Source organism: Thermoflexus sp., assembly GCF_025055495.1.
Classification (GTDB): Bacteria; Chloroflexota; Anaerolineae; order Thermoflexales; family Thermoflexaceae; genus Thermoflexus.
This window is the reverse complement of record NZ_JANWXB010000383.1, coordinates 1-19521: the sequence shown is the minus strand read 5'-3', so window position 1 is coordinate 19521 and position 19521 is coordinate 1. Positions and strand designations below refer to the sequence as shown.

Below are 19521 nucleotides of genomic sequence, written 5' to 3'. Positions count from 1 at the left end.
GACGGCGGCCAGGGGACAGCTACAGGGCCGTCGCTGATCACGGGCGGGTGGTCGGCTCTGCCCGCCCCGCCACCCAGCTTTCCTGACCTCCTCTCTACGCCACTTCACGGCGTAGAGAGGAGGTCAGGAGGAAAGGAGAGGTCCAGAAGCCGTATCAGGGATCGCCAAGATTGCAACAGAGCACATTCTTGTGGCCATTTCCAAGCTTCTATCGAAACATGGCGCTGTCAGACGGGCGGAAGATCCCTCGTTGCCCTCATCGCTCCTCCTTATCCCCTCCGAGCCATCCGGCGGGGTTTCGAAGGCCGAGAGCGAGGTCTGCCCACCATAGCGGCTTGAGGATCTGGATCTGAGTAGGAGCGCGGGCGATGATCTGGGGGTCTCCCTGATACCACTCGATCTTCCCGTGCACCCGGATCCGGGTTCCGGCTGGATAGAGCTGCTCGGGAGGGCGTGGGAACGCCTTCCAGTCTGAGGACAGGATACGGACTTTGAAGGCGCCCTGATGCGGGTTCTGGAAGCCCAGATAGACCGCCTGGCCGTTATTGAAGACAAATCGGATCACGCCTTCCACGGTGGCGATCTGCCCGGCATAGGCGCGCGCTTCAGTGTAAGGGATCAGGGGGTCCGGGCGAAGGCTTGCGGTTGTGGAGATGGGCGATATGCCATGGGCCGACAGGGTTTCTGGGGAGAGCGCGGAGTTCTCAGCCGCGGAGAGCGGATCCCCGTGCTCCAGCGCCACCAGGGCGCCATCGGCGCTCACAAAATAAATCGTCCCGTTGCTGACCACCCAGGTTGCGTATTCGGTCCAGTATTGGTCATACACCCGGCCCTGGTTGTAGTAGATATAGAACCCGCCGGGGATGGTCCGGGGATCCCCGTCCTGAACCAATCGATCCGGGCAGTAGTGGCTGGGGCTGAACCCGCAGTTGCTGGCGGAGGTGATGATGTGGGGCAGATTGCGCGTTGAAATCGGATTGCTCCCGGTTCCCCGGGAGGGGGAGCGGTCGACGATTTCGTGGGCGATGCCGAACATCCAGTGGCCGCCGAAGATGAAATCCCCGGCCATCGAGAGGTTGACCTGCTCATCGGTGGGGAAGAAGGTGTTCTGCATAAAGCGGACATCTCCGGCGCGATAGCCCGGGACGGTGGTGTCATCCAGCAGCATCTCCCCTAGGCGGGAATCCCCTCGTCCGTCGCAGGGGGATTGCAGGCAGGGGAAGCCGCGCATCACGACGTAAGCGACTTCCTGGCCGTTGGGGAAGCGTTTCACCACCGGCTGCGGGCCCATCGGCAGATAGCCCCCGTCCCCGAAGCCTCCGTGGCCCACATTCGCAATGAAGGCCTGGGAGCCGTCCGTCAGCCGCAGGGCGAACAGGGCCTGATATTCGGGACGGGCGGCTAATCCGTTCCGCATCGTGATGTTGTCGCCCGGCCAGGGATTCCAGGGGTTCCAGAGGGCATCCCAGTCCAGGCGCAGCTTGATCAGCACCAGGCCGTGGCCCTCGGCGATCACTGGCCAGCCGTTCTTCACCTCGGCGTTGTTCGAAGCGGAGCCGGGGTCGCCCGACTGGCGGACGGTTGGCTTCACCCGCCAGGCGCGGGAGCCGTTGGCGTTGCGGATGGCGTGCACGTATAGATCCTGGGAGGCTGCCACCACGAGATCATAGGAGGGGGAATAGGCGGGGGGGGTGTGAACCGGCGCCCCGGCGTCATAGGACCAGAGAAGGGACATCGAGGCTTTGTGCACCGCGTAGACCCGGTTCCCCATCGAGAAGAACACCCGATCGCCGAACAGGGCAGGCGGGAGGGGGAGATCGCTGGCGGCCCCGGTGGCGAACTGGCCGGTGGTCTCCCCGGTGGCGGCGTTTAAGCGATAAAGGGTTCCATTGGTGGAGAGCACAAACAGGGATCCAGTGTCCGGATCATAGGCAGGGGTGGAGTGGATGCGCGCGCCGCCGGGGTTTCGGTTCCAGAGGACGGCGCCGTTGGTGTTGTTCAGGGCGAAAACGCCGCGGTCTCCGGCGGCGATGTAGACGCGGCCGCCGCCGGTGACGGGCTGGCTGTTGCGGGGCAGGCGGAACTTGCCGGGGCTGACCCGGCCCTGGGCGTCGGGGCCGTTCCAGGCCCACTTCCAGCGCCAGGGGGGCGGAACCACCTGGTTGGTGTAGCTGGTGCGCTGGGCGTCGTGGGCGTGCTGGGTCCACTCGTCGGGGCTGGTGGGGTAGAAGTTCCGGAAGACCGCAGGGAGGAAGAGGCGGGATGTGGCCGTCAGGGCGATGCCGGATAGGTTGGTCTGGAGGACTGGGCTCTCCAAATAGGATAGCGATGGAGGGTTCCGGGTTGCCGCTGACGGTGGCGGCGGCGGGGATCCAGACTCTACGTTCAACCGCGCGGGCGATGGGGTGGTAGGGGGGACGCCACAAAGGGTCAGGAGGACCGTCACCAGGACGACCTGGAATCGGGGGTGCATCTTGCCTCCTCGCAAGGGCTCACGGACTGATGGCAACCAAATGAGAACCAACTAAATTCTAACCATCGGACGGCGAGGTGTCAAGAGTTCGGCTCCGAGGGCTTTTATGCGCGATGGACTGGGAATGAGCGAGCGGAGGTAAGAGGCAAGCTCGGATCTTTGTCGATCCGCTTTCAGTCCATGCGGGTCTGAACGGGGAGGGGATCAGCGCTCCCCTAGGGCGTTAAGGCTTCAAAAAAGCGCAACCCGTCGCAGGTGAATACGTAGCTTCCTCTCAGGCTTTCCAAATCCTCCCTATCAAAGCCTGTCGCACTCTTGATCCAGTGGAAATAGTCCGATGGGTATGACGAAGGATCCACCATGTAGATTCGTCCAGAGCGTTGTTGAACTTCCAGAATCTTCTGACGAATGTGTTGCGCGACATGGAGTTTATTCCGATAACGGGCGGCCAGATCCAGCAGAGAAAGGACAGCCCGCTGGTGGAAGTAGCTCAGATATTCCGCCCACATCCAGTCAGTCGCCAGGAAGATATCCTCGGGCTGCATATGCTGGGCAACGCACCGCGCGCGCTCCTGAAGGGGATGAGGCCCCCAGCGACGAGGGGCAATGCTCTTGTGAAAGTTCGCCATGCCCACGATGGTTAGACTCAAGAGCATAAGCCCGGTAGCGATCTTCGAGTTCGGCTGGCCGGACCACACATGGGCAAGCAGCAGGATCAGCGGCGCCTGGAGGGCAACGAACCATTTTGGTTCATAGGGATCCCACCACAGAATGAAGAGGGCGAGAGCTCCTACTCCAACGGCTATCGATCGGACGGGCCACCATGTGCTGTTCCAGATCCGAGAAAGGAGCTTAAGGGCCATCTGGGGAAGGGTGATGCACACAGCGAGCCCGCACAGGATTCCCCACGGGTCGTAGCCCTCTCCCCGGAGCATAGCCCGCCATCCCAGGCCTTCCGAGAGGGGAATCCAGCTGGCTACAGCGCTTTGAAGCCAGGCTAGGACGCGTTCCGGATCGAGGCGTCCCCATATGGGCAGACGGGTTTTATAGGTGAATCCCCATTCGATCATCCGATATGGATCCACAGCTCCAATCTCGTGGATGCTGACGCCTGCATAAATGACCGCTATGATGGCAAGCGCCATGCCAAATCCCACCAAGAGGGATTGGAAGGTTTTCTGGCCGGAGGCCCCTCGAGATGCGATCAGGCGGAGCAGCCAGAGGAGGAGCAGAACGCCATAGGCCTGCCAGAGCAGGGCCGCGAGAGCACTCAGGATAGCGGCGATGATTGCCCGTCGAAGAGTTAGGGGTTCCTGATAATAGGCGAGGAGAAAGCCGATGGCCGCAGTGGTGGCTGGAACGATATACGATGCATCCGTGCTGAAAACCCAGTAAGACCATGAGGTGCCGAGCGCCAGGGTGAACGCCATGGCCGATTTGTTGGAAAGACCAATCCGGCGCATAAGGAGAAAATACAGTCCCAGACCGAGGGCGCCGCTGAGGGCGCTCAACGATTGAAAGGCGAAAATCGATCGCTCGCCGAGCCCTAGGCTCTCCAGGATGTGATAAGAGATCCAGCCCAGCGGTCGAAAGAGCAGGTGGTGGGGTGAAAATAATCTCCCCTGTTCCAAAGCAGCTGCCTCGATCAGCCCGTTGGGGTCGTAACGGCGGGATACCCATGGAAAATACAGAAGACCTCCTATCAGGAGGGCGAGAACCGGGCCGGTCCATTTCTCCAAACGCGAGTATGGCGCCCGATCCATCCTCAAATTCTCTCCAACGGTCGGGTTGGCGTGGTGGATTCGAGTCTGAGATACGACATGTGGGTTAGAATTTGGGAAGAGCCTGATTAGGAAGAGGAAGCCATGGATTCGCAGCCGAGGGCGCCAGCCATTCATCGAATGATCGAATGGATCTTCCGGCCGATCCCCGGCCCGCAGGTGCGGCTCATCGAGGGTCCGGAGTATGACATCCTCCAGGCCTGTGTGCGATGCGCGCGGTGCCTCCCGGTCTGCCCGACCTATCAGGAGACCCTGCTGGAGATCCAATCCCCCCGGGGTCGGCTGGCCCTCTTGCGGGCGGTGGAGGAGGGGCGGCTGCCCCTCGATGAGACGGTGGAGGCCCATCTGTATCACTGTCTGGACTGCCGGGCCTGCGATACGGTCTGCCCGGCGGGGGTGGCCATTGGGGAGTCGATCGTGGCCGGGCGGGCGGCCGCTGCCGTTCAACGTCCCCGCCCCTGGTGGCTTCGGATGCTGCTGGAGAAAGCCCTGGGCTCGCCCCGGGCGGCGGAATGGGCGGCGCTCCCGTTGCGCTGGGCCTGGCGCATGGGGTTGATCCCCCTGGCCCGCTGGCTGTCCGCCTTCTTCCCCGGCCTGCGAGATCTCCTGGATCTGGTCCCACGCCCCACCCCTCCCGTCCGGAGGGAATTGGAGGGCCGGCCATCTCCATCGGGGGCCCGCTACCGCGTGGGGTTCTTCCTGGGCTGTGTGATGAACGCCGTGTATGGCGATGTGGTCCGGGCCAGCGTTCGCCTCCTGGAGCGCTTGGGATGCGCGGTGGTGGTGCCCTCGGACCAGGTCTGCTGTGGGGCGCCGCAGGACGATCAGGGCCTGCGGGAGACGGCGCGGCGGTTCGCCCGGCGCAACATCGCCGCCTTCGAAGCCCTGGGTCCGCTGGACGCCATCGTGGCGGATTGCGCGGCGTGCAGCGGCTTCCTGAAGGAATACTCGCATCTTCTCGCGGATGATCCGGAATGGGCGGATCGGTCCCGCGCCTTCGCTGCCCGGGTCCGCGATCTCAGCGAGTGGCTGGAGGCGATCTGGCCGGAAGGCCTTGCCCCCGTAGCGGAAGGGCTGCGGATCACGTATCATGAGCCATGCCATCTGAGCCACGTCCAGGGGGTGCGCCGGCCGCCCCGGGCGTTGCTGCTTCGGATGCGGGGGGTGACGTTCCGCGAACTTCCGGATGCCGACCGATGTTGTGGGAGCGCCGGCATCTACAACCTGACCCATCCGGAGATGTCCCGTCGGTTGCTGGAGCGGAAGATGGCCGATATCGCCTCGACGGGGGCCTCGGTGGTGGTCACCGCCAATCCGGGGTGCCTGCTCCAGCTGGAGTGGGGGGCTCGCCGCGCCCGGCTTCCGATTCAGGTCCGGCATCTCTCGGAGGTTCTGGAGGAGGCGCTTTCCGCAACGGTTCGGGGTGATGGATCGGGCGTTCAAGGTGCTTCATCCGATATCTGAGAGCGAAGGGAAGGCCAGCCAGGAAAGGAGCCTGGGCACTTCTGCGCATTAGGAGAGGGGAGGTGGCGATGGGTCGCTGGGTGATCCCTCGGGAGGTCCAAGGGGACGGTCGTTTCGTGATCCCCCGCCGCGATTTCATCCCCGCTTACTTGACAACCTATGAAGAAGGCCGCCTGAAGGAGAAGGTGGAGGAAGCGCTTTCCCATCTGGGGCCATCTTGTTGCGTATGCCCCCGTCTCTGCAAAGGGGTCGATCGCTTAGCGAATGAGTTCGGGGTTTGTCGGGTGGGGCGCTACGCTCGCGTCTCCAGCGCCTTTCCCCACTTCGGGGAAGAGGATGTGTTGCGGGGGTGGCGGGGCTCCGGGACGATCTTCTTTTCGTGGTGCAATTTGCGCTGCGTGTTTTGCCAAAATTATGAAATCAGCCAGCTGGGGGAAGGGGTGGAGCTCACGCCAAAGGAGCTGGCCCAGCTGATGATCCGTCTTCAGGAGATGGGATGCCATAACATCAACTTCGTCACGCCGGAGCATGTCGTGCCGCAGATCGTGGAGGCCCTCCCTTACGCCATCGAGATGGGCCTGCGGATCCCCCTGGTGTATAACACCAGCGCCTACGATAGCATGGAGAGCCTGCGGGTGATGGAGGGGCTGGTGGATATCTATATGCCGGATTTCAAACTCTGGACCCCTGAGCGAAGCCGGAAGTATCTGCTGGCCTCGAATTACCCGGAGGTCGCTCGCCAGGCCATCGCGGAGATGCACCGGCAGGTGGGGGAGTTAAAGGTCGATGAGGAGGGCTTGGCGGTTCGAGGGGTGCTGGTGCGCCATCTGGTGATGCCCGGCTTGCTGGATGAAACACGAGAGATCATGCGCTGGTTGGCTGGGCTTTCAAGGGATACGTATGTGAATATCATGGATCAATATCACCCCGCCTGGAAGGCGAAGACGGATCCTCGTCACGCGGAGATCAACCGCCGGGTGTTCCGCCAGGAGATGGAGGAGGCCTACCGCATGGCCCGCGAGGCCGGCCTGTGGCGCTTCGACATCCGCTGGCGAATGGTGGTTCCAGGGATCGAGTGGGTGATGATCGAGTAGGGATTCAGAAGTGGGCAGGACCCCCGAGGGGGCCCTGTCGCCTCTGAGCTATCACTCTATGGATATCACTCTATGGATTTGTGGGGGCGGGCGAGGCCGCCTTCAGCGGCCTTGCCCGCTCAAGAGCGATCGGGTTATCCCTCGCCTAATGATGCGAAGAGTCTCTTATGGATAAAGGCGATGCCATGACGACCCCAGTCGCCGTCGAGCGAGTGGTGGGAGTGCGGTTCCACCCGGTCGGCAAAATCTACCATTTCGATCCGGGCCCTTACGAGTTGCAGATCGGGGACTGGGTGATCGTGGGGACTCCACGGGGTCAGCAGATCGGCCGGGTGGTCTCGCTGGGAATGCCCAGCGCAGGTCGCATCGAAGGGCCGTTGCGACCGGTGGAACGGCCCGCCACGAACCGCGATCTGGCGATCCGCAAATACTGGGAGCGAAAGGAGATCGAAGCCCTGGTGGTGGCTCGGGACCACGCTCGCCAGCTCGGCCTCTCGGTCAAAATCGTTAAGGTGGAGATCTCCTTCGACGGGAAGCACATCTCATTCCTCTATCATACCGAGGAGAAGGTCGATCTGGAACCTCTGCGGCAACGGCTGGCGGAAGCCTACCGGGGACGGGAGGTGGAACTCCGGCTGATCGGCCCGCGAGACGTGGCCAAGATTGTCGGGGGAATGGGGGCCTGCGGCCTGGAAACCCGGTGCTGTTCCCTCTTCCTTACCGAGTTCAGTCCGATCTCAATCAAGATGGCTAAGGAACAGGGCCTCTCCCTGAACCCCGAGGACATCACCGGGATGTGTGGACGGCTTCGATGTTGTCTGATTTATGAATATGAGCAATACGTCCGGGCCAAGCAAGAGCTGCCCAAGAAGGGCAAAGCGGTGATGACTCCTCACGGGGAAGGGGTGGTGGTGGAGGTCCTCCCGCTGAAAGAGGCGGCCCTGGTCCGCGTGGGCGATCAGATCCACGAGGTCCCTAAGGATCAGCTCCAGCCTCTGGAGGAGCTCAAAGCGCTCCAGCAGAAGGCGGAAAAGCCGTGCCACAATGGAGAGAACTGCACCTGCGGCCGCCGAAACGGTGGGAACGGAGGGGAAACCGATTTGGAAGGATCCCCGGATTTCGAGCCGGAGGGCTGAGGTTCCAGTCAACTTCCCACTCTCCGGATGTCTCTGAGGATCCGCCGGTGATGGGGACGAGAGGATCGATCGGAGACTATATCCGGCGCCTGAGGGTTCGCTTCTGGGTTGGGGGTGCAGGCCTGCTCGGCGCGGGGATGTTGCCGTGCCCGGATTGTGGCGCGCCTGTGCTTTTCCACGCTTGGCCCCTCGTGCTGATCGGGCTCTTCGCCTATCGGGCAAAGCGCAGGATCGCGCGGTCGGAAAGGGATGAAGAGGGTTCAGCGAGCCGGACGATCTGCCCGGCCTGTCCCTCTATGCGTTCCGAGGGCGAACATCCGACATGAAAGCCGTAGACATTGTGATCTGCGGAGCGGGGATCGCCGGGATCTCCGCCGCCTATCATCTGACCCTTCGTCAACCGTCCCTCCACATCCTCCTGATCGATCGAGGGGCACCCCTCAGTCTGACCAGCGACAAATCCACCGAAGCGTATCGCAATTGGTGGCCCGGGCCGGATGACGCGATGGTCCGCCTGATGAATCGGAGTATCGATCTCATGGAAGAGCTGGCCCGGTCCTCTGGGAACGCGTTCTGTATGAACCGTCGGGGTTACCTCTACGTCACCGCTGACCCATCCCGGGCGGAACAGCTCCTCCGGGCCGCCGAACAAGCCGCCTATTATGGCGCTGGCCTGGTCCGCCGCCACGAAAGGTCTCCTTCAGATCCTGTTTATGTTCCATCACCGCCGGATGGCTTTGAGGGATCGCCGGACGGCGTGGATGTGTTCCTGGATCCGGAGGAGATCCGCCGTCGTTTCCCCTATCTTTCGGAGCGAACGGTGGCCGTTCTTCATGTTCGCCGGTGCGGCTGGCTGAGCGCTTACGGCCTGGGCATGAAGCTCCTGGAGCAGGCCCGCAGCCGGGGAACGATCTTTCGAACGGCTCGCCTCATCGGCGTGGAGGTTCAAGGAGGCCGAATCCGGGCGGTGCGGCTGGCCATCCCGGGGATGGAGGAACGAGTGGAGACCGGATGCCTGGTGAACGCCGCCGGGCCTTTCTTCAGCGAGGTCAACCGGATGCTGGGAGTGGATCTTCCGGTCTTCTGCGAGTTGCATCGGAAGGTGATGTTCCGGGACGAAGCGAAGGTGGTCCCGCGGGATGCGCCGCTGATCATCTGGGCGGATCCGCAGCAGCTGCCGTGGTCGGAAGAAGAGCGGGAACTGCTGGAGGAGATGGAGCGCACGGATCTGCTGGAAACCCTTCCCGGCGGGGCGCACCTGCGGCCGGAGGGTGGAGTAGAGAGCCCGTATGTGCTGATGCTCTGGCCCTATGAGACACGGCCCCTGGAACCGATTTTTCCGCTGCCGGAGGATCCCCTGTTCCCGGAGGTCGTGCTGCGGGGTCTGACGGCTGTGATCCCCGGGCTGGCGATCTACTGGGGGCGCATGCCCCGGCCGGTGGTGGACGGGGGATATTACGTGAAGACCCCGGAGAACCGGCCCCTGATTGGTCCTCTTCCCGTGGAAGGTGCCTATGCAATAGGAGCTCTGTCCGGCTTCGGGGTGATGGCGGCGCTGGCAGCGGGGGAATTGCTCGCCGCTCATGTGCTGGGGGAGCCCCTGCCGGATTATGCCCCGGCCTTCGCCCCGGATCGCTATGAGCGCGCGGAGTATCGCGCTCGCCTGCGCGATTGGGGAGAGACATGGCAGCTGTGAGGACCATAGATGCTATGTGCAACTTCCGAGCTCTCCCGCGGGTTTTGGGGTTGGGGCGTTGCCTTCGGCGGCGCCCCAGCCCCAAAAGATCACCATGCATGTTGGTCTGGAGTCCACATCGGTCAGCGAAGAGACCCCAAACCGCGAGGCCGTGAGGGCCGTAAAAGGCGTCGAGGCCCCAGGCCGGCCAGGGTGATCAGGATGGCGATCCCCGAGAGGACCAGGCCGGCGCGAACGGAAAGCGGCTCATAACGAAGGACCACCTGATGCGCTCCCGCCGGGATGGGGATGGCGCGGAGGGTGGTGTAGGCCCGCAGCACCGGAGCGGGCCTCCCATCGATCCACGCCCGCCAGCCCGGATACCAGACATCCCCGATCACTAGGAAGCCCGGTCGTTCCGTCCAGACGTCCAGCCGCAACATTTCCGGCGCCCAGCCCTGGAGGGTGATTCGGGGCGGGACTGAGGGAACAGACAACCCGGGCATGGGCCAGGGCCGATCCAGGATCACTGTCCGAAGGGGATCGAAGGCGGCATCCCGTAAAGCACGTATCGCTGTCTCATCATCCAGAACCATTGCCTCATAGATCATATGAAAGCGCGAGAAGGGCTTCTCCAGGCAATATAGCTCAAGGGTGGATTCGTGAAAGCTTATGGTTTGAAGGTGTTGGGATGGGAAGGGAAGGGGAGGCTCGTCGGGACGTTGAAGATAGCAACCTACGCCCATCAGGGCCCAGACCCGTTCCCCGGGCACTTCCCGACGGAATCGCTCCAGAGCGCGCAACGACAGGGTCACTGACCCATGGAGGTCCTCGATGCCGACCTGAGCCGGCCAGTTGCCGCTCGCCAGCCCCCGGGTATCCACCCGATAGGGAGGCCATGCGGCGGGAAGGGAGGCAGGATCCAACGGTGGAGCAGCGATCCGTTCAGGGTTTTGCCATACCCGATGGCCCGCTTCCGCTGTCCGCCAGGCCACGGATCCCACATCCAGCGCCAGCAGGGCCACCAGCGCCCAGCGCGTCCGGGGCCATGCTCGCAAAAGAAGCCAGGTTCCCACCAGTGCTCCCCACGGCCACATCGCCTGGGAGAACAGGCGGTGCAGGCGTGGCCATTGCGTAGAATCCTGAGCCTGAATCCCGATCAGGATCCCCATTAGCAGGAGCCCTATGATGCCGGTCAACAGACCCAGCGTCCGCTGGAAAGACTCCCCGGGGGAAGGGGGCCAGTTTAGCACAGCCAGTGCGATCAGCGACCACGCGACAATGAGTGCGGCTCGCTCCTGATTCCGGAAGAACTCCAGAAAGGGGAACCCGCGGACAAAGGCCGGATAAAGGGCGGCTTCGCCGCCAAGGGTCAGCAGGAGCCCCAACCCGGCCAGCCCTCCCCACAGGCTGATCGAGGCGTTCTTCCCCAGCCCCGAGGTCAGCCCGTAAGTTGCGAGGACCACCGTGGGGATCCCTACATAGAGCGGGGACCACAGGGTGAGCTGGGGCCAGAACATTCCCCAGAGCTCCCACAGCTCGAATCCTCCAGCCCGCTGAGGGAACGTCCAGCTCGTCCGTTCGATCCAGGGGATCAACTCCGCCGTCGCCAGGAGCGGCGTGGCAGCCCATCCGGTGCCCAGGACGAGGACATGGAGAAGTTCCCGAAGCCCCTGGCCCCGGGCCGAGGGCACCCTCAGGATCTGCGCGCCGCTGAAAGCCAGGGCGATCGCATAAACATAGAAGGCCGTTTGCGTGTGGCCCCCCAGGAAGGCCATCGCCCAGGCGAAGATCCCCAGCATCCGCCATCGGTTCGGATGAGGGGATCTGGAGAACAGCCCGGCCAGGGCCCAAAGGAGCCAGGGCAGCCATGTCGCGCTGGCGATGATAGGAGGATCCTGGAGCGGATAACCGGTGAGATAGCCGCTCAGGCTCCAGGCAAAGGCACCGAAGGCAGCAGCGGCCCGATCCCCGGAGATCCGGCGGAAGAACCCATACGCGCCCCAGGCCGTGAGGATCAGGTGGGCGATCGTCTCGGCTACGTAGCCCCGAATGCCCAGGGGGGAGCCCAGCGCCAGCAGGGCCGTCAGCCATCGGACCGGATAGAACGCCTGGGCCTGGATGTCCGCTGCGAAGGGATGGCCGCCGAGCGTGTAAGGATCCCAGAGGGGAAGCTGCCCCGTCTGGAGGCGTCGGTGGGCATACGCCGCGAAGGGATAATGGTGCTCTGTCAGATCCCCAGGGCGGAAGGCCGCCTGCATCCGGGGATCCCCTGACCAGAACGGCCAATAGAGGAGGGCGATCCATCCGGCCAGGGCGAGGAGGATCCCGCTATCGGCCAACCCGATCGGATGCCGGCCGCCCATAGGCTCATGGTCCCTGGAGCAGGACCTCGATCGCACGCTGCAACTGGGGATCTGCGCCGCCAGTTTCCGGCCCAGGTTCCACCTTCACTTCAACGTCGGGGTTCAATCCCTCCCCGTGGATCGCCCGATTGTTCGGGGTGAACCAGCGGGCGATGGTCACCCGCAGCTCGGAGCCATCCGAGAGGGTGTGGGAGAGCTGCACCGAGCCTTTCCCGAAGGTCCGCTCCCCGACCAGCCGGGCCCGGCCACGGTCCTGCAGGGCGCCGGCCACGATCTCCGAGGCGCTGGCGCTGCCTGCGTTCACCAGCACGACCATCGGGATCTTCTCCGCAATGTCGCCGCTCTTCGAACGGAACACCCGTTCCTCGCCATCCTTCATCCGCTCGTAGGCGACCACTCCTTCGCTCAGGAAGAGGTCGGCGACCTGGATGGCCTGATCGAGGAACCCACCGGGATTGTCGCGCAGATCCAAGATAAGACCCCGCGGGTTCTGGGCGAGCAGCGCTTTCAACTGTTCCCGGAGTTGTCGCGTCGCCTGGGCGCTGAAATCGAACAACTGAACGTATGCGATGTTTTCGGGAAGCATGCGGGTTTCCACAATGGGGATGGTGATGCGGGCTCGGGTGACGGTCACCTCGAGGGGATCGCGCTGGCCGGGACGTTCGATGGTGAGAGTCACAGAGGTCCCTGCCGGGCCCCGGATCAGGGCGATGGCCTCGTAGATGCTGTAGCCGACGATGGACTGGCCGTTGACCTTGACCACCAGATCCCCGGCTCGCAGGCCAGCCTTCTGGGCCGGGGAGCCCTCAAACGTGCGCACGATCTCCAATTTATTATCCCGATTCATCCGCACCAGTGCCCCGATCCCCTCGAACTGGCCGGAGGCGTCTTCCTGAAGGATCCGTGCGATCTTCGGCTCGATGAACGAAGTGTAGGGATCGCCGAGGGTCTGAAGCGCTCCCCGGATCGCGCCATAGGCCACCGTCTGGGGGGCAGGGATCTCCCCATAGTATTCGTCCTGAACCAGCTTCCATGCCTCCCAGAAGATCTTGAATGCCTGCTGAAGATCCTGAGGGGGCGGAGCCGGTGTGGACACGGCCGGCGCGGCGTGCGGGGTCCGGGGAGACCCCGCGCTCATCCCCCACGCCACCGCGAATCCGCTCAGGAACGCGGATCCGATCAATCCGGTGGCCAGTATGGCAAACAGGAGAAGATTTCCTGCACGTCGGAGCAAGCTGTTCACTGTGAGCCTCCTCGGGAAAGCTCGACGGACTCCTCGAATATATCACTCTTGTCGCAGCGGTGGACCGCTGGTATAATTGTTAATGGTTTCGCCCGGGTGGCGGAATAGGCAGACGCGGCGTCTTGAGGGGGCGCTGGCCCTTCAGGCCGTGCGGGTTCAAATCCCGCCCCGGGCACCAGAACCCCGGCGGACTGCCGGGGTTTTTATATATCCTGAGTTCCCCATTCGTCTATCCCTTCAGAGCCCCTGCCAGCAACCCTCGCAGGAAGAAACGGCCGAGGAAGATGTAAACCAACAGCGTTGGCATGGCAGCCAGCAGCGCGCCAGCCATCTGGACATTCCACTCGATGATCTGGCTCCCTGCCAGGTTCTGCAACGCCACGGTGATCGGTTGCTGAGCTGGCTTGTTGGTCACGGTGACGGCGAACAGGAAATCGTTCCAGATCTGAGTGAATTGCCAGATGGCGACCACGGCGAACCCGGGTTGGGACAGGGGGAGCATGACCCAGCGATAAATGCCGAGCAGGGAGGCCCCATCGATTTTAGCGGCCTCCACCAGCTCGCCAGGAATCGATGCGTAGTAGTTGCGGAAGATCAGGGAGGTGATGGGGATGCCGTAAACGACGTGAACCAGGATGAGCCCCGGGATGGAGCCATAGAGGCCAATCGACTGGAGGAAGCGAACCAGCGGGATCAGGATGCTCTGGTAGGGGATGAACATCCCAAAGAGGATGGCTGGAAACAGGATCTCTGAGCCCCGAAAGCGCCACCGGGCCAGGACGTAGCCGTTGATAGAGCCAATAAAGGAAGAAATCAGAGTGGCTGGGATCACCAGGTAGACGCTGTTCATGAAGTTCGGCGAGAGCTTATCCCACGCTTTGGCGAAGGCGGCCAGCGAGGGCTGGGTCGGCCAGTTCCACATCCGCGTCAGATCCGCCTCGGCGAAGCTCTTCAGGCCGGTCAGCAGCAAGATATAAACGGGCAACAGATAAAAGAGGGTGAGAACAAGCAGAGCTATATAGATCCAGATCCGTCCGATCTTCATAGCTCAGTCTCCCGGCGCAAACTGTAACGGAGGTAAGGGATGATCAGGGCGGCTACCATGAGCAGCATCAAGGTGGCGATGGCGGCCCCCTGGGCGAAATGGTTCCCCCGGAACGTGGTTTCGAACATAAAGTAGGCAGGCATATCGGTGGCAAACCCCGGGCCGCTACCCGTCATCGCGACAGTAAGATCAAAGATCTTCAAGGAGATATGCCCCAGCACAATCAGAGCGCTCAGGGTGACCGGCCGGAGCAGCGGCAGGATCACATAGCGGTAAATCTGCCACTCGCTCGCCCCATCCACCCGAGCGGCTTCCCGCAATTCCTCCGGGATCCCACGCAGGCCAGCCAGATACATCGCCATGGTGAATCCCGAAAGCTGCCAGGTGGCCGCGATCACCACCGGGATCAACGCCACCGGGATCCCTACCTGGATCGCCCCCACCTTCACGCCGAACAGGATGGTGGGATCCGTGAACCAGCGCGGCAACGGCCCCGGGTAACCTACATATTTCAGGAGAAGATTGATCCCGGTTTGGGGGTTGAACAACCATTGCCAGGCGATGCCGGTCACGATGAAGGAGATGGCCATGGGGAAGAGGAACACGCTGCGCCAAAACGTTTCCCCTTTCACCCGCTGGTCCAGCAAAAGGGCGGCAAAGAAGCCCACCACGATCGCCCCCAGCAGGAAAAGGGTCGTGAAGACAATTGTATTGCGGATATCTGCCTGGAACCGTGGAGTTTGAAACAGTCCAACATAGTTCCGAAGTCCAACGAACGTGTAGTCCGGCAGCACATCGTTCCATCGAGTCATCGAGATGTAGACGGTCCATCCGATGAACCCGTAGACAAAAATCAACACTGCGATCAGGGAGGGGGTGATGAGAAGGACTGGTAGCCCGCTCTCCAGGCGATGCCGGACTTCCTTTATGGCTCGTAGCCATCGAGGAACAGGAGCGGCCCGCTCCACAACCCTGGGCACACTGATGGTGGGAGCGGGATTCAGAGGATGCTTCTCCATGTTTCGCCTCCTCTCCATCTATCGACCTTCAGCCTGAACGCGATTTACAGGATTGGCGCCGTTGAGGGCGGAATGAGCGGGGCGAAAGGACCCCACCTGGGTAGGGGCGAAAAATTTTTCGCCCCTACCATTACCCCACCTCCGATATCCCGTTTGGAAACCCAGTGGTTCTCCCCGCCCCGAAGAGGAAGCACCCGACACCCCGCATGCCTCGGAGGGCGCCGCATTGCGGGTGGACGCAGAGGGACTTGCCTTCGTCCCATCGTCGGGAAGCGCCGGGTGTGCGGAGGTGAACACGGAAGGTGCTGACCCTCCGCCTGGGGGCAGGGTCACCGAAGGCGGCCCCGCCCTTCCCGAAATCCCCCAGGGGGCCAGGGCAGGAGGTTGCATGAGCCTACCTTACCTTGGAGTTACACGGTTGGGAGTCGGTTAGACGAGGTGGGATGACCCTGTCCCCATAGCCCCCTGAGGAAGCGAACTGGGCAACTTCTACTTGTAAATAAATGCCGGTGATCTGCTATGATTATAATCTGACTCTGTGGGGGAAATCGAACGGTCAGCGTCTCTTTCGGGAAACACCAGCCTCATCCTGTTCTGTTGTAACCCTGAGGGCTGGGGGGCGGGAGGGCGACGAAACGTCTGCCCTGTCCTTTCAACCTTGACCTCCTCTCCCCCAGCGAAGCAGCAGGAGAGAACCGGATGATGGGGTGCATGAGCGTGAGTTGGAATCTTTCGCGCGGCGTTTAGGGATGTGGCTGCGATCGCTCAGCTTGACCCAATTTCGAAACTACGCGCGGCTCGAGTGGCGATTGGAGCCGCGGGTGATCATGGTTTACGGCGGGAACGCCCAGGGGAAAACCAACCTCTTGGAGGCCATCGCCTATGCGGCGATGGGCCATTCCTTCCGCACCAGCAGCGATCGGGAACTGATCCATTGGGCTGCCTGGCAGGACCCCATGCCGTTCGCCCGCGTGATCGCTGAATTTGTGCGGAAGGATGGTCCGGTTCGTCTGGAGCTTGCGCTGGTTGCGGAAGGGAGTGGGCCTTCCCAGTCGATCCTTGCTCCGGAGACGGCCCCGATTCGTAAGCAGGCGCGCATCAATGGGATCCCTCATCGGGTGCTGGATCTCTTCGGGCAGGCTGCGGTCGTCCTGTTTACTCCACAGGATGTGGAGGTGGTCGGAGGGCCTCCGGTGGAGCGACGGCGGTTGCTGGATCTCCTCATTGCTCAGACCTCGCCGGCCTTTGCCCGGATCCTGGCGGCTTACCAGCGGGCCCTTTCCCAGCGCAACGCCCTGCTCCGCCGTCTTCAAGAAGAGGGGAGCGACCCGGCGCAATTGGATCTGTGGGATGAGTCGGTGGCTCGCTATGGGGCCCCGCTGATGGATCAGCGGGCCCGTGCCCTGCAAGCCATCGCCCGCTATGCCGAGGACATCCATAAGGCCCTCAGCGGAGGGGAGCCCATGTTGTTGCGTTATGTGCCAAGCCTGGATCCCTTTCAGGCGGAGGGGCAGATGGCGCTGGGGGTGCTGACATGGGGGGAGAGGCTCCAGGAAGTTGAATTGAGGGAAACTTTCCGACGCGCCCTGCTCCGCGAGCGGTCGCAGGATATCCGGCGGGGAACAACCCGAATTGGCCCTCATCGGGATGACTTCCGTTTCATTGTGGACGGCGTGGATGTGGGCCTTTACGGCTCGCGCGGGCAACAGCGGACAGCGATCCTGGCGTTCAAGCTGGCGGCCGCTCGTTGGCTGGCCTCTATCTTTCAGGAAAGCCCTGTGCTGTTGCTGGACGAGGTGATGGCGGAGCTGGATGGGGAACGCCGGCGCTATCTGCTCCGAGCTCTGGAAGATGTGGAGCAGGCGATCGTAACCACCACAGACCCTATGCTCTTCGAGCCGGAGTTCCGGGAACGGGTTCGTCGTTTTGTGGTGCGAGCAGGTTTCCTTCGAGAGGAGCGATAGCGTCTTTGGGGATCTGGCTGGGGACTGAAGGCCCTCGGCTCAGCTCCCTTAATCCCCGATGGGCGTTCTGGGTGGAGAACCCATCCAGGCATCCGGAGGATGAACTTCAATGCCAGGGGCTGGATATGCCCAGATCATGGCCGGTTTACCTTTACGGAATCCATGATCCCGGCCCATGGCGGGAGCGGTTCCGTGCGGCCGGCCTGACCGGGTGGGTGGTTTTCGAGGAGACCATCGGGGCCGACCCGGAGGATGGCAGCGGGCGCGGGTCGATCTATCAGACATGGGCCGATGCGGGTTTCGGCGTTCTCGTCGTGCTGAACCACGGTCGATACCCAAACGGCACGCTCCCACCCTCTGACCGTTACGAGGCCTTCGCCCGACGCTGTGCCCGCTTCGTCGCGGCGTCCCCTGGTGCCCACGTCTGGATTATCGGGAACGAGCCCAATCACCCTCAGCAGCAACCCGGCGCTCGCATCGATCCCTCTATCCGTCGTTTCGAAGCGGCCGAATGGATCACCCCGGAGCGCTATGCGCGCTGTTTTCGACAGTGCCGGGAATGGATCCGCAACCAACCCGGCCATGAGGAGGATGCAGTGATCCCCGCGGCCGTGGCGCCCTTCACGGCCGTGCTCCGTTACCCTGAAAACCCCACAGGCGATTGGGTGGTTTATTTCCACGATGTCCTGACGGCGATCGGCGAGGGTCTGGATGGCATCGCCCTTCACGTGGCCAGCCAGAGCCCGGATCCCCGCTCCCTCGCCGATGAGGCGCGCTGTCCTCCGCCGTATGAGAGCCGCCATCGCGGCTTTCGAGCCTATCAAGATTTCATCGAAGTCATCCCGTCGTATTTGCGCCACCTGCCGATCTTCATCACCGAGGCCTCTATGGGCGATCGCCAGGGGCAGCCGATCCCCTGGCCGGATGACGATACGGGATGGATCGCGGAGGCCTATGCGGAGATCCATCGCTGGAATGCGGAGCCGGCTCATCCCCCCATCCGGTGTATGATCCTTTATCGCTGGCAGCGCGTGGATCCCTGGTTCATGGAAGGCAAGGAGCGTTTGCTGAACGATCTGGATCGTGCGCTGGCGGCGCGCTTCCGATGGGATGTAGGGTTCCAGCGTTATCCCCGGGCAACCCTCCGCCAGGAAGCGCGGCTTCGCCTTCGCCCGGGCGGGGAGGCATGGGGGGATCCCCTTCCGAAAGGTCTCATGGGGATCGCGATGGCCTGCACGGAGGATCGGGAATGGTATTCCTGGCTTCAGCCCGAGACGGGCCGTCGGGGATGGTTGCCTCGTGACGTCCTCATCTTCCATGGAGATCTCCAGAACGTCCCAGTGGATCGGCCGGTTCCCGTTCTCCTTACTCTGCGCCGACCGACAGCGCTCCGCCTCACCCCATCTATCCGCGCTCCTGTCCTCATAGAACTTCCCAGGGGCTACCGGGGGGTCGCCCGAACGGCCACTCCGGATCGAGGGTGGTGGCAGGTCCAGTTCGACGAGCAGATCGGATGGGTCCGGACTGTGGATGTAGAAATGGAAGGAGACCCGCGGGCCGTGCCGATCGTCCCCCGACCATGGGCCGATGCAGATCTCCGGCGTTTGAACCTTTCCTTGTTATGGATCGAGCCCATCCTCCCCCGACGAAAACGCTCGCCGTGGCCGCGACGCCCTCCGGAGCTGATCCGCTGGCTGATCCTGCATCCGCTGGCGGTTCCGGGGGATTTGTCCCCCGAAGCCCTGGGGGCCTTCCTGGCGGAACAGGGCGGACGGCCGGGCTTTCCCTATCATTTTTATCTCACGGCCGACGGGCGGGTCTTCTGGACGCTCCCGCTGGAAGCGATGACGGATCATGCGGGGGGATATGGGCGGGTGAGCGTCGGAATCGGGCTGGCGGGATGGAGCGCGGATCAAGCGCCTTCCATGGCGCAAATGGATCAAGCAGCCCGCCTTTGTGCATGGTTGATGACCCGTCTTCGATTGGGACCCTCCCAGATCCAAACCGTGCGAGAGCTTTTTCCAGAAGGATCCCGAGCGGAGGAACGATCCGGAGACCGGCTCGCTCCGGAGGGATCCCATCGCTTTATCCTCAGCGCAAAGATCCGGGAGCTGGCCCGTCGGATCCTGGAGGAAGCGAAGGTGCCGGTGCCCGGAGTGCCGGAGCCGGCGTGGCAGGATCTGGCGGGAAACCTCCCGGCTGATCCGGGAAAGTCTTTCCCTCTTCGTCCCCTGGGGCTTATCCGGGCCGTGGTTCTGCAT

12 protein-coding genes and 1 tRNA gene are annotated in these 19521 nt (G+C 62.8%); 7 read left to right on the top strand and 6 right to left on the bottom strand.

The genetic code is table 11. The features are described from left to right. Positions 1-256 precede the first annotated feature (256 nt). Positions 257-2473 carry a PQQ-binding-like beta-propeller repeat protein gene (locus NZM16_RS12360; RefSeq protein WP_295480646.1) on the bottom strand — a complete coding sequence of 739 codons (2217 nt, stop codon included), beginning with the start codon at positions 2471-2473 and terminating at the stop codon, positions 257-259. Positions 2474-2688: 215 nt separating this feature from the next. After that, positions 2689-4236 (bottom strand): hypothetical protein, encoded by a 1548-nt coding sequence (locus tag NZM16_RS12355; RefSeq protein ID WP_295448865.1) that lies wholly within the window; start codon positions 4234-4236, stop codon positions 2689-2691. Positions 4237-4338: 102 nt separating this feature from the next. Here NZM16_RS12355 and NZM16_RS12350 point away from each other — a divergent pair, with 102 nt between their 5' ends. The 4 genes from NZM16_RS12350 (at position 4339) to NZM16_RS12335 (ending at position 9644) form a co-directional block, all read left to right on the top strand. Continuing rightward, entirely contained in the window at positions 4339-5718 is a 1380-nt protein-coding gene (locus NZM16_RS12350) for a (Fe-S)-binding protein (protein ID WP_295480644.1), read from the top strand. A gap of 68 nt (positions 5719-5786) precedes the next feature. Continuing rightward, a complete protein-coding gene (locus NZM16_RS12345; protein WP_295480642.1) occupies positions 5787-6812 on the top strand; it encodes a radical SAM protein in 1026 nt (341 codons plus the stop codon). Positions 6813-6979: 167 nt separating this feature from the next. Continuing rightward, positions 6980-7948 carry a regulatory iron-sulfur-containing complex subunit RicT gene (locus NZM16_RS12340; RefSeq protein ID WP_295480640.1) on the top strand — a complete coding sequence of 323 codons (969 nt, stop codon included), beginning with the start codon at positions 6980-6982 and terminating at the stop codon, positions 7946-7948. Positions 7949-8270: 322 nt separating this feature from the next. Beyond that, on the top strand, positions 8271-9644 hold the full coding sequence (locus NZM16_RS12335; RefSeq protein ID WP_295448853.1) for an FAD-binding oxidoreductase: 1374 nt from the start codon (positions 8271-8273) through the stop codon (positions 9642-9644). A 122-nt stretch (positions 9645-9766) separates the two neighbouring features. On the opposite strand, the gene NZM16_RS12330 is transcribed toward NZM16_RS12335, so the two are convergent. Then, positions 9767-11989 (bottom strand): hypothetical protein, encoded by a 2223-nt coding sequence (locus tag NZM16_RS12330; protein ID WP_295480638.1) that lies wholly within the window; start codon positions 11987-11989, stop codon positions 9767-9769. A 4-nt stretch (positions 11990-11993) separates the two neighbouring features. After that, positions 11994-13232 carry a S41 family peptidase gene (locus NZM16_RS12325; protein WP_295448846.1) on the bottom strand — a complete coding sequence of 413 codons (1239 nt, stop codon included), beginning with the start codon at positions 13230-13232 and terminating at the stop codon, positions 11994-11996. Positions 13233-13322: 90 nt separating this feature from the next. On the opposite strand from NZM16_RS12325, the gene NZM16_RS12320 reads away from it, so the two are divergent. Next, a tRNA-Leu gene (locus NZM16_RS12320) sits at positions 13323-13410 on the top strand. 51 nt (positions 13411-13461) lie between these two features. Here the strand turns inward: NZM16_RS12320 and NZM16_RS12315 are convergent. Together NZM16_RS12315 and NZM16_RS12310 are read right to left on the bottom strand one after the other, a co-directional pair. After that, a complete protein-coding gene (locus NZM16_RS12315; RefSeq protein ID WP_295448843.1) occupies positions 13462-14277 on the bottom strand; it encodes a carbohydrate ABC transporter permease in 816 nt (271 codons plus the stop codon). After that, the gene (locus NZM16_RS12310; protein WP_295448840.1) at positions 14274-15296 is read right to left on the bottom strand and encodes a carbohydrate ABC transporter permease; all 1023 of its coding nucleotides are present in this window, start codon (positions 15294-15296) and stop codon (positions 14274-14276) included. The genes NZM16_RS12315 and NZM16_RS12310 overlap by 4 nt, the downstream gene beginning before the upstream one ends. Positions 15297-16003: 707 nt before the next feature. On the opposite strand from NZM16_RS12310, the gene NZM16_RS12305 reads away from it, so the two are divergent. After that, positions 16004-17260, top strand: coding sequence for a DNA replication/repair protein RecF (locus tag NZM16_RS12305; RefSeq protein WP_295480636.1), 1257 nt, complete (start codon positions 16004-16006; stop codon positions 17258-17260). A gap of 125 nt (positions 17261-17385) precedes the next feature. After that, positions 17386-19521 (top strand): N-acetylmuramoyl-L-alanine amidase (locus NZM16_RS12300; protein ID WP_295480635.1); only part of this gene is annotated, 2136 nt, incomplete at its 3' end.